General features: G+C 63.2%; 12 protein-coding genes and 2 tRNA genes. 7 read left to right on the top strand and 7 right to left on the bottom strand.

Features of this window, described 5'->3' with window-relative positions:
- Nucleotides 1–43 precede the first annotated feature (43 nt).
- The gene (locus R3280_RS12335) at nucleotides 44–580 is read left to right on the top strand and encodes a DUF2058 domain-containing protein (protein WP_318998910.1); all 537 of its coding nucleotides are present in this window, start codon (nucleotides 44–46) and stop codon (nucleotides 578–580) included.
- Between the two features lie 77 nt (nucleotides 581–657).
- Here R3280_RS12335 and R3280_RS12330 read toward each other — a convergent pair.
- The 5 genes from R3280_RS12330 to alaS form a co-directional block, all read right to left on the bottom strand.
- Nucleotides 658–734, bottom strand: a tRNA-Arg gene (locus R3280_RS12330).
- Nucleotides 735–866: 132 nt separating this feature from the next.
- Nucleotides 867–957: transfer RNA gene (locus R3280_RS12325), tRNA-Ser, on the bottom strand.
- Between the two features lie 123 nt (nucleotides 958–1,080).
- On the bottom strand, nucleotides 1,081–1,284 hold the full coding sequence (gene csrA, locus R3280_RS12320) for a carbon storage regulator CsrA (RefSeq protein ID WP_318998909.1): 204 nt from the start codon (nucleotides 1,282–1,284) through the stop codon (nucleotides 1,081–1,083).
- A 167-nt stretch (nucleotides 1,285–1,451) separates the two neighbouring features.
- Nucleotides 1,452–2,684 (bottom strand): aspartate kinase, encoded by a 1,233-nt coding sequence (locus tag R3280_RS12315; RefSeq protein WP_318998908.1) that lies wholly within the window; start codon nucleotides 2,682–2,684, stop codon nucleotides 1,452–1,454.
- A gap of 93 nt (nucleotides 2,685–2,777) precedes the next feature.
- The gene (gene alaS, locus R3280_RS12310; protein WP_318998907.1) at nucleotides 2,778–5,405 is read right to left on the bottom strand and encodes an alanine--tRNA ligase; all 2,628 of its coding nucleotides are present in this window, start codon (nucleotides 5,403–5,405) and stop codon (nucleotides 2,778–2,780) included.
- A 340-nt stretch (nucleotides 5,406–5,745) separates the two neighbouring features.
- On the opposite strand from alaS, the gene R3280_RS12305 reads away from it, so the two are divergent.
- Nucleotides 5,746–6,228: an RDD family protein gene (locus R3280_RS12305; RefSeq protein WP_318998906.1), complete on the top strand. Its 483-nt coding sequence runs from the start codon at nucleotides 5,746–5,748 to the stop codon at nucleotides 6,226–6,228.
- 177 nt (nucleotides 6,229–6,405) lie between these two features.
- Here the strand turns inward: R3280_RS12305 and lptG are convergent, their stop codons facing one another.
- Both lptG and lptF read right to left on the bottom strand, forming a co-directional pair.
- A complete protein-coding gene (gene lptG / locus R3280_RS12300; protein ID WP_318998905.1) occupies nucleotides 6,406–7,467 on the bottom strand; it encodes an LPS export ABC transporter permease LptG in 1,062 nt (353 codons plus the stop codon).
- A complete protein-coding gene (lptF, locus tag R3280_RS12295; RefSeq protein ID WP_318998904.1) occupies nucleotides 7,460–8,578 on the bottom strand; it encodes an LPS export ABC transporter permease LptF in 1,119 nt (372 codons plus the stop codon). The genes lptG and lptF overlap by 8 nt, the downstream gene beginning before the upstream one ends.
- A gap of 260 nt (nucleotides 8,579–8,838) precedes the next feature.
- Between lptF and R3280_RS12290 the strand changes: the two genes are divergently transcribed.
- From R3280_RS12290 to R3280_RS12270, 5 genes are all read left to right on the top strand, one after another.
- Entirely contained in the window at nucleotides 8,839–10,326 is a 1,488-nt protein-coding gene (locus tag R3280_RS12290) for a leucyl aminopeptidase (RefSeq protein WP_318998903.1), read from the top strand.
- A complete protein-coding gene (locus tag R3280_RS12285) occupies nucleotides 10,313–10,783 on the top strand; it encodes a DNA polymerase III subunit chi (protein ID WP_318998902.1) in 471 nt (156 codons plus the stop codon). The genes R3280_RS12290 and R3280_RS12285 overlap by 14 nt, the downstream gene beginning before the upstream one ends.
- A gap of 88 nt (nucleotides 10,784–10,871) precedes the next feature.
- Nucleotides 10,872–13,724 (top strand): valine--tRNA ligase, encoded by a 2,853-nt coding sequence (locus R3280_RS12280; RefSeq protein ID WP_318998901.1) that lies wholly within the window; start codon nucleotides 10,872–10,874, stop codon nucleotides 13,722–13,724.
- Between the two features lie 2 nt (nucleotides 13,725–13,726).
- Nucleotides 13,727–14,662 (top strand): 2-dehydropantoate 2-reductase, encoded by a 936-nt coding sequence (locus R3280_RS12275; protein ID WP_318998900.1) that lies wholly within the window; start codon nucleotides 13,727–13,729, stop codon nucleotides 14,660–14,662.
- Between the two features lie 12 nt (nucleotides 14,663–14,674).
- Nucleotides 14,675–15,229 (top strand): cob(I)yrinic acid a,c-diamide adenosyltransferase, encoded by a 555-nt coding sequence (locus R3280_RS12270; protein ID WP_318998899.1) that lies wholly within the window; start codon nucleotides 14,675–14,677, stop codon nucleotides 15,227–15,229.
- The last annotated feature ends 178 nt before the right edge of the window (nucleotides 15,230–15,407 follow it).

Here is a 15,407-nt window from a genome sequence, read left to right as displayed (position 1 = left end):
CATAGCCACGTCAACATCAGAGATATCAAAGGATCCATCAGACATGCCATCACTTCAGGACCAGCTACTGAAAGCGGGACTTGCCGACGAAAAAAAGGCCAAAGCCCTCAAAAAGGAAAAGCATAAACAGCGCAAACAGCAGCCCAAGGGTGCCACTGAGGTGAACGAAACCCAGCTGCGAGCCCAGCAGGCTCGGGCGGAAAAGGCCGAGCGGGACCGCCAGCTAAACCAGAAGCGCCACGAAGAGGCCCAGCGCAAGGCTATACAGGCCCAGATCCGGCAACTGGTGGCTGCCAACCGCCTCGACCGGAAACGTGGCGAAACTGCCTACCAGTTTGTTCACGACAAAAAGATAAAAAAGATCTTCGTGGACGAAACCATGATTGACCAGCTCTCCCGTGGACGTCTGGCGGTGGTCTTTGTGAATGAGGGTTACGAGCTTGTTGCTGAAGGCGTTGCCCGGAAAATCATGGAGCGGGATGCAAGCGCAGTGGTGGTGCTGCATGAGCGCAAGAAGGACGATTCGGCGTCTGATGACCCTTACGCGGACTACCAGATACCTGATGATCTGATGTGGTAAAGGAGGGCGTCAAACCTCTCTACTCCGAACCATGTAGACAAAAAACCCCGCACGAGGCGGGGTCTTCTGTTTGAATATGGCGCGGCTGGGAGGATTCGAACCTCCGACCGCCTGGTTCGTAGCCAGGTACTCTATCCAGCTGAGCTACAGCCGCGCATCAGTCATTACTAAACACGTTTGGTCGGACTTCCGACCGCCTGGTTCGTAGCCAGGTACTTTATCCAGCCGGCCGGCGCTCCGGGGAGCTACAACCGCGCATCTGTTCTCAATGTCTCCGCAGAGAAAATGGCGGAGAGGGAGGGATTCGAACCCTCGATACGCGCAATGCGTATGGCTCCTTAGCAGGGAGCTGGTTTCAGCCACTCACCCACCTCTCCTTGAGAACGCGGCGTATAGTACCATAATTTTTCTGTTTTCATAGGCTTGACTCCGGGTTTTTCAGGTGCGATTAGCCCGGTGCCAAAAAAAAGCCCGCACTATCAGCGGGCCTTTTCAGATCCTCAGCTGTTGCCGGGCTCCGGCCCATCCGAGTCCGACGACTTCTCGCTCTGGATGCGCTGGTAGATTTCTTCCCGATGAACGGCCACTTCTTTGGGTGCGTTCACACCGATGCGTACCTGGTTTCCTTTTACCCCCAGGACGGTCACGGTCACTTCGTCACCAACCATCAGGGTTTCGCCGACGCGGCGGGTCAAGATCAACATGTCCGTTACTCCCTTTTTAGAGCTACCTGTTCCGACTAAGTGTATTCGGTCACTGCATTTATAGTGGGACCACGCCAATCCTTTAATCGGCACTTACTCCGATCCTGATGACCAGGAATGGTTCCCTTGTTACCGAGATCCGGACGGATTGACAGCCTGCCTGCCGCTCAGACCTCGCCCTCGGGCTTGTGCAATTCAAACGCGCTGTGGAGCGCCCGAACCGCCAGCTCAAGATACTTCTCGTCGATCACCACAGAGATCTTGATCTCAGAGGTGGAGATCATCTGAATATTGATGCCTTCATCCGACAGTGCCGCAAACATCTTGGTGGCGACACCGGCGTGGGACCGCATGCCGACACCGACGATGCTGACCTTGGCGATCTTGCTGTCGCTGCTGACCTGCCTGGCACCCAGCTCTTCGGATACGCGGGCCAGGATCTCCCGGGCGCGGTTGAAATCGTTACGGTGGACGGTGAAGGTGAAGTCGGTGCGGTTATCGGCGCCGACGTTCTGCACGATCATGTCCACTTCGATGTTGGCATCGCTGACCGGCTTAAGGATACGAAGCGCACTGCCAGGTGTATCAGGTACACCTGAGATGGTCAGTTTGGCCTCATCACGATTAAAAGCTATGCCGGAAACGACCGGTTGTTCCATGACGTTGTCATCCTCAAGAGTAATCAGGGTACCTTCGCCTTCATCAAAGCTGGAAAGCACCCGCAGCGGTACGTTGTACTTGCCTGCGAATTCCACGGCCCGGATCTGCAGCACCTTGGAGCCGAGACTGGCCATCTCGAGCATCTCCTCGAAGGTGATGCGGTCCAGCCTGCGGGCGCTGTCCACCACCCGCGGATCGGTGGTGTAGACGCCGTCCACGTCGGTATAGATCTGGCATTCATCGGCCTTGAGTGCCGCCGCCAGGGCCACCGCCGTGGTGTCCGAGCCACCCCTGCCCAGGGTGGTGATATTGCCGTCCTCGTCGATACCCTGGAAACCGGCCACCACCACTACCCGGCCCGCCGCCAGATCTTCCCGCATGCGCTGCTCGTCGATCTGGCGAATCCGTGCCTTCGTATGGGCGCTGTCGGTCAGGATCCGCACCTGGGAACCGGTGTAGGACCGGGCATCGCACTGGCGCTTCTGCAGGGCCATGGACAGCAGTGCAATGGTGACCTGCTCGCCGGTGGACACCAGCACATCCAGCTCCCGCGGCGTGGGCTCCTCCATGATCGCCTTGGCCAGACCGATCAACCGGTTGGTCTCGCCACTCATGGCGGAGACCACCACGACCACGTCGTGGCCTTCCTTGCGGAAGCGGCAGACCTTGTCCGCCACTGCTTCGATCCGGTCCGTGGAGCCGACCGAGGTACCGCCAAATTTCTGAACCAACAATGCCATTTTCTTCCCACACTCCAAACGGGGTCAGCCAGCCGGACCACCAGCCAAAACGGCGGGATTATAATCCCGCCTTGGTGTTAACAACAAAAACTTTCAGGCAGTTGCCTCGGCCACCCAGCCGGGCACGCCGGCCAGGGCATCCGCCAGGCGGGACGGATCGTTGCCGCCGCCCTGGGCCATGTCCGGGCGACCACCGCCCTTGCCGTCAACCTGGGCCGCCAGATGCTTCATCAGATCACCGGCCTTGACCCGGTTCGTGGCGGTCTTGGTCACGCCGGCCACCAGGGTCACCTTGCCATCCTCGACACTGGCCAGCACCACCACGCCATCACCGAGCTTGTTCTTGAGCTGGTCGGCGGTATCCATCAGGGCCTTGCGATCGGCACCGGGCAGCTCGGAGGCCACCACTTTCAGGCCATTGACCTCGACCGCGGATGACGCCAGATCGGTACCGGCGGAGCTGGCCAGCTTCTGCTTCATCTGCTCCAGTTCCTTTTCCATCTGCCGGTTCCGCTCCGCCAGGCTCTGGACCCGGTCGATCACGGTGTCGCGGCTGCCTTTCACCAGTGCCGCCACTTCCCGCAGCGCCCGGTCGTTCTGCTCGATCCAGCGCAGCGCGCCCTCGCCGGTGACCGCTTCGATGCGACGGACACCGGAGGAGATACCGCTCTCGGCGGTGATCTTGAGCACGCCGATGTCGCCGGTGCGGGACACGTGGGTGCCGCCGCAGAGTTCAACGGAATAGTTATCGGTGCCCATGCTCAGCACCCGCACGGTGTCGCCGTACTTCTCACCGAACAGCGCCATGGCGCCTTTTTTCTGAGCCTGTTCCATATCGGTCAGTTCGGTGGCCACCGGGGTGTTGGCCCGGATCTGCTCGTTGACCTGGCGCTCGATCTCCCGCAACTGCTCGGCGGAGACCGGCTCGAAGTGGGAAAAATCGAACCGCAGCTTGTCGGGATCCACCAGCGAGCCCTTCTGGGTCACGTGCTCGCCCAGCACCTTGCGCAGGGCGGCGTGCAGCAGGTGAGTCGCGGAATGGTTGAGGGCCGTAGCCTGACGGCGGGCGTGATCGATGCGGGCATCCACCTCAAGACCGGGGAACAGCTCACCCTCCACCAGCGTGCCGATGTGCAGGTGGTGCTTGCCTTCCTTGCGGGTGTCGTTGACCTTGAAGCGGCCACCGCTCCAGGTCAGCAGGCCGGTATCCCCTACCTGACCGCCGGATTCGGCATAGAAGGGGGTACGCTCCAGCACCACCACGGCCTCATCACCAGCCTCGGCGGTCTTTTCCTCGCCACCCACCAGCACGGTGTGGATCTTCTCGTGACCATCGATGTGCTCGTAGCCGGTGAACTCGGTACTGCCCTCCAGCTTCAGGCCGGCGTTGTAGTCGATGCCGAACTTGCTGGCGGCCCGGGCACGCTCACGCTGGCTCTCCATGGCCTTCTCATAGCCCTCGTAGTCCAGGGTCAGGCCCCGCTCCCGGGCGATGTCATTGGTCAGGTCCACCGGGAAGCCGTAGGTGTCGTACAGGGTGAAGATGGTCTCGCCCGGGATCTCGCTGCCCTTGAGGCTGGCGATGTCCTGCTCCAGCAGGCGCAGGCCCTTGTCCAGGGTCTTGGCGAACTGCTCTTCCTCCTGCTGCAGGACCCGCTCGATCTGTGCCCGCGCCCTCACCAGCTCGGGGAAGGCGTCCCCCATCAACTCCACCAGCGCGCCGGTGAGGCGATAGAAGAAGGGCTCGGCGGCACCCAGTTTGTTGCCGTGACGGGCCGCGCGCCGGATGATGCGGCGCAGTACGAAACCGCGCCCCTCATTGGAGGGCATCACGCCATCGGCGATCAGGAAGGCGCAGGAGCGGATGTGGTCCGCCACGACCCGCAGCGAGGCCTCGGTGGTAGCGACACCACCGAGAATGCCGGAGGCGGCTTTCAGCAGGTCCTGGAACAGGTCGATCTCGTAGTTGCTGTGCACACCCTGCAAGACCGCGGTGATGCGCTCCAGGCCCATGCCGGTGTCCACTGAAGGCTTGGGCAGCGGTTGCATTTCACCGTCCACGGTGCGGTTGAACTGCATAAACACCACGTTCCAGATCTCGATATAGCGGTCGCCATCTTCCTCGGGGCTGCCCGGGGGGCCGCCCGCCACGTCGGGGCCATGGTCGTAGAAGATCTCGGTGCAGGGGCCGCAGGGGCCGGTGTCACCCATCTGCCAGAAGTTGTCGGAGGCGTAGGGGGCACCCTTGTTGTCGCCAATGCGCACGATGCGCTCGGCGGGCACACCGATCTCCGAGTTCCAGATGTTGAAGGCTTCGTCATCCGAGGCGTAGACGGTGATCCAGAGCTTTTCCTTGGGCAGGTTCAGCCACTGCTCGCCGGTGAGGAAGGTCCAGGCGTACTGGATGGCCTCACGCTTGAAATAGTCGCCGAAGCTGAAGTTGCCCAGCATCTCGAAGAAGGTGTGGTGGCGGGCGGTGTAACCGACGTTCTCCAGGTCGTTGTGCTTGCCGCCGGCGCGGACGCATTTCTGGGTCGAGGTTGCGCGGCTGTAGTCCCGTAGCTCACGGCCGAGGAACACATCCTTGAACTGGTTCATGCCGGCGTTGGTGAACAGCAGTGTCGGGTCATCGGCAGGCACCAGCGAGCTGCTGGGCACCACGGTGTGGCCCTGCTGTTTGAAGTATTCCAGAAACGCCTGTCGCAACTCTGCGGTTTTCATAGCGGTTTTCACAACCCCGTGCTGATGGAACGAGCAATCAACCCATAGTGTATCCGGATCGCAGCGAAAACAGTGATCGGCAAAACCCGAAGCCAGCGCTGCGCGAAGCCGGTACTCTAGCATAGGCCGCGGGATGTAAAAACGAGAACGGTCCGTGCTTTAGCAAATCCGCAAGGCTCTGTGTGACGCGTCCGGAATGCTGCCGGCAAGCCTGCCCCTCCACCCGACCTCAAGGCCGCCGCAATCCACCGCGGGAATAGGCTATACTTGCGCCCCGCTTTTACCGAATCCCGCCCCGCGGGTGTTGTTGAACCATCACGTAATTGCTGCCGGAGCCGCTATGCCACGCCGTTTCCATGACCCGGATGAACTACTGGCACCCGCCACCCTGCTCAAGCGCCTGCTGGCGATGCTGTATGACGGCCTGATCTGCATCGCGGTGCTGCTGGTGACCACCTGGATCTACACCCTGATCGCTGCCTGGATCATCGGCTTCGACCGCTACGCGGCGCTGGCGGAGGCCGGCAAGCTGACAACCGACCCGCTTCTGACCTCGGTCCTGTTCATCACGCTGTATCTGTTCTTCGGCTATTTCTGGACCCGCACCGGCCAGACCCTGGGCATGCAGGTCTGGCGCATCCGGGTGGAGAATGCCAATGGCGTGTCCATCAGCTGGATGCAGGCACTGCTGCGTTTCATGATGGGCTGGATAAGCTGGCTCGCCCTGGGCCTGGGCTACTTCTGGATGCTTTGGGACAGCGAGCGCAGGACCTGGACCGACCGCTTCTCGGAAAGTCGCGTGGTGGCCGTACCCAAGACCTGAGATGCCACCGTCTCTTTACTTCAGGGCATAAATTGAGGGATCGCTTAAGAGGCTCCTGCTGCGGATGAAGGGCAAGGCGCACGGCGCGCAGCAAAGAATACATACCGTCTCGTAGGCGAGTTTGCGAGCACCGCGCAACGCCGCCCTTCGCCGCAGAAGGGGCCTATTCGGCGGTCCCTAGCCGGCGCGGCGCATCAGGGTGAAGCCCGCCACCGCACTGATGGCAATGGGCAACAGGATCGCCAGGATGGGGTTGAAGCCGAACACCAGGCTCATGGGTCCCAGCAGGTCCTGCATGTACTTGAACAGCAGGCCCACGATCAGCCCCGTAAACACCCGAAACCCCATGGTCACCGATCGCAGCGGACCGAAAATGAAGGAAATGGCCACCAACACCATCACCGCCGTACCCAGCGGCATCAGGGTTTTCTTCCAGAACGCCAGCCAGTAGGTGGCCGAACGCAGACCCTGCTGGTCCAGGTAGGACGCGTAGGTAAACAGGCCGGACATGGACAGATTCTCCGGTTTGACGATCAGCACGCTCAGCACATCCGGTGACAGCCCGCTGTCCCAACGCTGCTGGATGGCTGTTTCAAGCTCGGTGCCCTGCTCGCTGAGGCGGGTGGTGGTGACCGTCTGAAGCACCCAGTGATCGCCCTGATAGATCGCACGCTCGGCAAAGGTGGCCGACGCCAGCCAGCGATCCTCCCCATAGCGGAACAGCGAGACGCCGTAGAGTACGCCGTTTGGCTGGACCGCATTCAGGTGAATGAAGGTATCCCCCTCCCGGTGCCAGATCCCGGATGCCAGGGCGATGTTCTGGCCCGCTCCCAGGGCAACGGCTTTCTGGCTCTGGGCCATGCGCTCGGCCGGGGGCGCCACGTACTCACCGATCAGCACACCCACCAGCACAAAGGCCAGGGTGGGCTTCATCGCCGACCACACGATGCGGCGGATGGACACACCCGCCGCCCGGATCACCGTCAGCTCGGAGGCGCTGGCCATGGCGCCAAGACCCACCAGGCAACCCATAAAGGCCCCCAGCGGCAGGTAATCGTAGATCCGCCGCGGCAGGGTCATGAACACGTAGAGCAGCGCCTGCAGGGTCTGGTAATCGTTGCGGGCATCCTCCAGTTCCGCGATGAACGCGAAGATCAGATCCAGTGACAGCACCACCAGCATCACCAGCAGCATGGCGCCACCGACCGTGCGCATCACATAGTGATCGAGCTTACGCATCGGCACCCCCCGCCAGCCTTGGTCCCTCCCGCTGCAGCCGGCGTTTGCGCAGCCAGGCCGGCCCAAACATCAGCCACAGGGCCAGGGCCAGGAACAGCGCGTGAACCCACAGCATGCCCAGCCATTCCGGCACTTTCTGGTCCGCCAGGGCGTCACGGGCGACGATCAGCAGCCCCAGATAGAGGATGTAGAGCAGCATCGCCGGCAGCAGGTGGAAGAACCGTCCCTGGCGGGGGTTGACCCGGCTCAGGCGGACCGCCAGCAGGGTGACGATGGGCACGATCAGCGGCAGCGAGAAGCGCCAGTGCAGCAGGGCCCGGGCCTCCGGATCGCTGGAGTTCATCAGCTCGAGGGTGCTTATAGCCTCCTCCTCCCGGCGCTGGCTGGCGCTGCCGCCTTCCACCTTAAGGCCATAGGCCTCAAACCGGGTGGCGTCGAAATCCAGCTGGCCCGGCACACCCTGAAAACGGGTGCCTTCCTCCAGCACCAGAAAGCGGCTGCCGGTGGCCTCGTCGATGAACTGGGAACCGGTATCAGCCGAGATCAGGGTCAGGCCCTGGCCGTCGGGAGCGAACTCCGCAATAAAGACGCCCTGCAGCTCGCGCTTGTCGTCACTCAGAGCCTTGGTGTAGGTGACCCGACCACCACCGGCGAGATCCTGGAACCGCCCCGGCGCCAGCATCTCGAATTCGGTGGCCTGGCGCTGCTCGTTGAAGATGGCCTCCACCTGCTTCATGCCCCAGGGTGAAACGTAGAGACTCATGGCCGCCACCACCAGCATCACCAGCAGGCTGCCCACCAGGGTCTGGCCCAGCACCTGGCGCTCACTGACACCGCAGGCATAGAGCACGGTCATCTCGCTCTCCAGGTACATGCGGCCATAGGCCAGCAGGATGCCGATAAAGAAGCCCAGCGGCAGGATCAGCTCCAGGAAGCCGGGAAAACGGTAGGCCATGATCTGGAACAGCACATCACCGGATAGCTCACCGGCGGCCGCATCCGCCAGGTACTTGATGAAGCGCCCGCTCATGAACACCATCAACAGAATGCCGGACACCGCCAGCATGCTGATCATCACCTGTCGTGTGAGGTAGCGGAAAATGATGCTCAAAGCGATTCCGATCCGGTTGGCGAGTGGACGCGGCCACCCGGCTGGGTGGATGTGGCCGCTATTCTAAGTAACCTGCCGGGTGAATGACAGACCGCTCAGCGCTGCCATTCGGAGGAGCCTACCGCCAGCCCCGGCCAAGCCTTGATAAATAACGGCAGAACCATAATGCTATGGCGACCGTAGCCTCAAAACACCGGTGACCACAACCTGGTCCGCACCGGCCCCCATACCACAGATCAAGTCCGACAACCGGAGACACTATGAACGTGACCCTGAGCAGTAAATCCCCTGTCAGCATCAAGGCCGACTGTCTGGTGGTCGCCGCCCCCGACAAGGGCCAGTGGCCGGAATCCACGCGCCAGGTTGATGAGGCCCTGGGCGGGCTGTTGGGCGAACTGCACAAGGCCGGGGATATCTCAGGTAAGCTCGGTGCCACCCTGCTGGTGCCGGTCAGGGACCAGGCCTGGCAGCGCGTGCTGGTGGTGGGTGCCGGCGCCGACAGTGACCGCACTCCCGCCAACTTCCGCAAGCTGCTGGTGGCCGCCCTGGGCCAGCTCAAGGATGGCGCCGCCAAGCATGCAGTGATCACCCTGAGTGATCTTGCCACCAGCAACGTGGAAGGCACCGAGGCCAACCGTCTGAGCATGATCGGCCGAGTGATTGAAGACCAGCTCTACCGCTTCACCGGCTACAAGAGCGAGAAGGCACCCGAGCGCAAGCTCAACAAGATCACCGTGACCGCCTCCAGCACCGGCAAGGACCTCAAGAGCGCCCTGGAACTGGGCCTGGCCACGGGCCGCGGCATGAACCTCACCAAGGACCTGGGCAACACCCCGCCCAATGTCTGCCACCCCAGTTGGCTGGCGGAGCAGGCCGAGAAAATGGCCAAGGATCACGATGTCATCAAGACCGAGATCCTGGATGAGAAACAGATGAAAAAGCTGGGCATGAACACCCTGCTGTCGGTGTCCGCCGGCAGCGCCCAGCCGGCCCGGCTGATCGTGATGGAGTACCGTGGCGGCAAGTCCAAGGACAGGCCCCACGTGCTGGTGGGCAAGGGCATCACCTTCGACACCGGCGGCATCAGCCTCAAGCCCGGTGAGGGCATGGACGAGATGAAGTACGACATGGGCGGTGCCGCGGCGGTCTTCGGCGCCATGCAGGTAGTGGCCGAAACCAAACCCGCCATCAACGTGGTGGCGGTGGTTGCCGCCGCCGAGAACATGCCGGATGGCCAGGCTACCCGCCCCGGCGACATCGTCACCTCCATGTCCGGCCAGACCGTCGAGATCCTCAACACCGACGCCGAGGGCCGGCTGGTGCTGTGCGACGCCCTCACCTACGTGAAGAAATTCGATCCCGCCACGGTGGTGGATCTGGCCACCCTCACCGGCGCCTGCATCATCGCGCTCGGTCATCACGCCACCGGCCTGTTCAGCAACGACGACGCCCTGGCCGAGCAGATCACCGCCGCCGGCGAGCGGGCCTGCGACCGGGTCTGGCGTCTGCCAATCTGGGACGACTACCAGTCCCAGCTGGACAGCAACTTTGCCGACATGCAGAACATCGGCGGTCGTCCCGCCGGCTCCATCACGGCAGCCTGCTTCCTGTCCCGGTTCACCAAGGACTACCGCTGGGCCCATCTGGACATCGCCGGCACCGCCTGGCACTCCGGCAAGGCCAAGGGTTCCTCCGGCCGGCCGGTACCGCTGCTGGTGGATTACCTGATGTCCCATGTCGGCCAGTAACACCGGCGCCGGCGAGCGGTCCTACTGGTTCCACATCCTGGCCCAGAACACCCCGGCCGCCCGCAACCTTCACGCGGTGCGGCTGGCGGACAAGGCCTACCAGCAGGGGGATCGGGTCTGTATCGCCTGCGATTCGGTGCGCCAGGCCGAGGAGCTGGACGACCTGCTGTGGCAGTTCAGCCCCGAGGCCTTCATCCCCCACACCGTGGTGCCGGACTCGGCCACCGCCTGTCCCGACCCGGTGGGCATCCTGCTCTGCCAGCCGGTGGCCACGGAGTGGGACACGGTGATTATCCTGTCCGCCCAGCTGCCGGCGGACGCTGACCGTTTCCAGCGCCTGGCACTGGTGGCCCAGGATGACCCGGAGGTGCTGGCCCAGGCGCGCTCCCACTTTCGCCAGTTACGGGCACTGGGCATCGAGCCCCGGGTTCACGACCAGCGCAAGGCCCGCCGCTGAGGTTCGCCGCCGTGATGGCGAGCATGTATAATTGCCGCTCTCCAATTTCCAGAAATCCGATCCACCACCGGCGATTAGCAGACATCCCATGGAAAAAACCTACCAGCCAGAGAATATCGAACAGCAGTGGTACCAAGACTGGGAAGCCAAGGGCTATTTCCGGCCCTCGGGCGAGGGCGAATCCTTCAGCCAGATGATCCCGCCGCCCAATGTCACCGGCAGTCTGCACATGGGCCACGCCTTTCAGCACACCATCATGGACACCCTCACCCGCTTCAAGCGCATGCAGGGCCGCAACACTCTCTGGCAGGTGGGCACCGACCACGCCGGCATCGCCACCCAGATGGTGGTGGAGCGCAAGCTGGCGGCGGAGGAAGGCAAGAGCCGGCATGACCTGGGCCGGGATGAGTTCATCAACCGGATCTGGGACTGGAAGGCCCACTCCGGCGGCACCATCACCCGCCAGATGCGGCGCCTGGGTAACTCCGTGGACTGGGACCACGAACGCTTTACCATGGACGACGGCTTCTACCGGGCGGTGCAGGAAGTCTTCATCCGGCTCTACGACGAGGGCCTGATCTACCGCGGCAAACGGCTGGTAAACTGGGACCCGAAACTGCACACCGCCATTTCCGACCTGGAAGTGGAGAACAAGGAAGAGAAGGGCCATTTCTGGCACCTGCGCTACCCACTGGCGGATGGTGCCACCACCGCCGACGGCAAGGACTACCTGGTGGTGGCCACCACCCGTCCGGAAACCATGCTGGGGGATACCGCGGTGGCGGTGCATCCCGACGACGACCGCTACCGGCACCTGGTGGGCCAGCACGTCATGCTGCCGCTGGTGAACCGCCGCATTCCCATTGTGGCGGATGAGCACGCCGATCCCGAGAAAGGCAGCGGCTGCGTCAAGATCACCCCGGCCCACGATTTCAACGACTACGCCGTCGGCAAGCGCAACAACCTGCCCATGGTCAACGTCCTGACCCCGGATGCCAACATCCGGGCCGTGGCCGAAGTCTTCAACAGCGACGGCAGCGAGAACACCGAACTGGACGCCACCCTGCCGGAGGCCTACGCCGGCTCCAGCCGGGAGGACGCCCGCAAGGCCATAGTGGCAGACATGGAAGCCCAGGGCTTGCTGCATCAGGTGGAAGACCATGTGCTGAGCGTGCCCCGCGGCGACCGCTCCGGGCTGATCATCGAGCCCATGCTCACCGACCAGTGGTTCGCCGACGCCAAGACCCTGGCCAAGCCCGCCATCGAGGCGGTGGAGGATGGCCGCATCCAGTTCGTGCCCAAGCAGTACGAGAACATGTACTTCTCCTGGATGCGGGACATCCAGGACTGGTGCATTTCCCGCCAGCTCTGGTGGGGCCACCGTATCCCGGCCTGGTACGACGCCGACGGCAACATCTACGTGGGCCGCGACGAGACCTCGGTGCGGGCCAAGTACAAGCTGGCCCCGGACCTGCCCCTGAGCCAGGACGAAGATGTGCTGGACACCTGGTTCAGTTCCGCGCTCTGGACCTTCGGCACCCTGGGCTGGCCGGAAGACACCGAGCGCCTGCGCAGCTTCCATCCCACCGATGTGCTGGTGACCGGTTTCGACATCATCTTCTTCTGGGTGGCCCGGATGATCATGATGACCATGCACTTCATGAAGAACGAGGACGGCACGCCCCAGGTGCCCTTCAAGACGGTTTACGTCACCGGCCTGATCCGGGACGAGCACGGCGACAAGATGTCCAAGTCCAAGGGCAACGTGCTGGACCCGCTGGACATGATCGATGGCATCAGCCTCGACGATCTGCTGGAAAAGCGCACCGGCAACCTGATGCAGCCGCAGCTGGCCAAGAAGATCGGCAAGCGCACCGAGAAAGAATTCCCCGAGGGCATCGCCCCCCACGGCACCGACGCCCTGCGCTTCACCCTGGCGGCCATGGCCACCACCGGTCGGGACATCAACTGGGACATGAAGCGCCTGGAAGGCTACCGCAACTTCTGCAACAAGCTCTGGAACGCCGCCCGCTACGTGCTGATGAACACCGAGGGCGAGGATTGCGGCACCGGCGGCGAAGCGGTCAGTCTGTCCCTTGCGGACCGCTGGATCATCAGCGAGCTGCAGCGTTGCGAGCAAGACGTGATCCGCCACCTGGACCAGTATCGCTTCGACCTGGCCGCGTACGCCCTCTACGAGTTCATCTGGAACGAGTACTGCGACTGGTACCTGGAACTCTCCAAGCCGGTGCTGAACGACGACAGCGCCAGCGATGAGGCCAAGCGGGGCACCCGCCGCACCCTGGTACGGGTGCTGGAGGCGGTGCTGCGGCTTGCCCACCCCATCATGCCGTTCATCACCGAAGAAATCTGGCAGCGGATCGCGCCCCTGGCCGGTCGCCAGGGCGACAGCATCATGCTGCAACCCTACCCGGTTCCGGACGCCGGGCGGGAGGACAGCAAGGCCAGCGCCGACATCCAGTGGGTGAAAGGCGTCATTGAAGCTGTGCGTAACATCCGCGGCGAAATGAACATCTCGCCGGCGAAGAAGATCCCGGTTCTGCTGCGGGGCGGAGACGCGCAGGACGAGCGCCGTCTGCAGGAAAACCACCAGTTCCTGAGTTCACTGGCCAAGCTGGAAAGCCTGCAATGGCTCGGTGAGCGGGATGCCCCCATGGCCGCCACCCAACTGGTGGGCGAGATGGAAGTGCTGGTACCCATGGCCGGCCTGATCGACAAGGACGCCGAACTGGCCCGCCTGGACAAGGAACTGGATCGCCTGGGCAAGGAGATCGCCCGGCTGGAAGCCAAGCTGGGCAACGAGAAGTTTACCGCCAAGGCCCCGGCCGACGTGGTGGCCAAGGAACAGGCCAGGCTGGACGAGGCCCAGGGCAGCCTGAGTCGTCTGAAAGGCCAGCGGGAAGCCATCGAGGCGATGTAGCCATGGCGACCGGCCTGAGCCAGGACCCGCCGCCGGCACCGGCCCTGCTGATACTGGGGGCCGGTGCCCTGGGCCGGCTCTGGGCCGGTTACCTGGGCTCCGAAGGGGTCGGCCTAGTGCCCCGCCGACCCGACCGTTCCGGGCTCTGCCGCTATCGGCTGCAGACCGCCGATGGCCATGTCAGGCCGATCGAGGCGCCATGGCACTGGCCGCATCCCGACCATCCCCCGACCCTGCTTCTGGTCACCACCAAGGCCCAGGATACCCTTCCCGCGCTGGCCGACCTGCTGGTGGAAATACCCGTCTCGGTACCGGTGGTGCTGTTCCAGAACGGCATGGGCAGCCAGCAGCTGGTGGCCCGCACCTACCCCGGAAGACCCATCCTGGCGGCCTCAACCACCGAGGGTGCCAATTGCCCGGATCCGGACACCGTGATTCACGCCGGCCACGGCGAAACCTGGGTCGGCCCGCTTACCGCCGCGGGCCAGGCCTGCAGCTCATGGGTGGTGGAGCGTCTGAAGGCCTCCGGCCTTGAGCTGCATGAGGAAGCCGACATCCAGGCCCGGCTGCTGCGCAAGGTCGCGGTCAACGCCGGCATCAACCCGTTTACCGCCCTGCTGGACTGCCGCAATGGCGACATACTTGGCCGGCCCTTCTACCGGAAGCACATCGACGAGCTCTGCCGGGAAATCGCCAAACTGATGGCGAGTCTGGGGCTGCCACAGGACCCGGAGGCCCTGCGCAACCAGATCGAGACGGTGGCCAGGCGCACTGCCGACAATACCTCCTCCATGCTCAGCGATGTCCGCAACCGGAGGCCCACAGAGATAGACTTCATCAACGGCTGGATCGCCGATCAGTGCGAGGCCCGCAATTTACCGGCGCCGGTGAACCGGATGCTGACAGAGCGGGTAAAAGCCATATCATCCACCCAGTAACGGGAGCATCACATGGGCAATCGCCTCTCCAAGATCTACACCAGAACCGGTGATGACGGCTCCACCGGTCTGGCCGACGGCAGCCGTATTGCCAAGAACGCCCAACGGGTCGACGCCATGGGTTCGGCAGACGAACTCAACTGCCACATCGGACTGTTGATCGAGGATCTGTCAACGGGAGACGAGCTGGTGCCCATGCTCAAACGCATCCAGCACCACCTGTTCGATCTGGGGGGTGAATTCGCCATTCCCGGCAGCCGGGTGATTGGCGAGAACCACATCAGCTGGCTCGAGGAGACCCTGGACAAGTACAACGAATTCCTGCCGCCGCTGAAGAACTTCATCCTGCCGGGCGGCTCCCGGGCCGCGGCCCAGTGCCATATGGCGCGGGCGGTGTGCCGGCGCGCGGAGCGAGTGGTGGTGGCCCTGGGCCACGAGGACTCCATCAACACCGCCTCAAGACACTACCTGAACCGGCTGTCGGATCTTCTGTTCGTGGTGGCCCGGGTATTGGCAAGACGGGACGGCGCCCAGGAAATCCTCTGGGAGCAGACCAGCGGCCAGTAGCCGCCGCCTGCTGCCGGTCAAGGTGGCGCCCTGACAGGCGCCACCTTGACCATTGCCGTCCTCAGTAGCGGAAGGCTTCCACCAGGCGCTGAAGGGACTTGGTCAGATCGGACATCTGACGGGAGGATTCCAGGGTTTCATCGGCGTTGCCGGCGGTTTCGTGACCCAGCACGCTGAT

Source organism: Marinobacter sp. (assembly GCF_033722195.1).
In the GTDB taxonomy this organism is placed as follows: domain Bacteria; phylum Pseudomonadota; class Gammaproteobacteria; order Pseudomonadales; family Oleiphilaceae; genus Marinobacter.
Note: the sequence above shows the minus strand (reverse complement) of the source record. Positions and strands in the feature narration are given on the sequence as shown.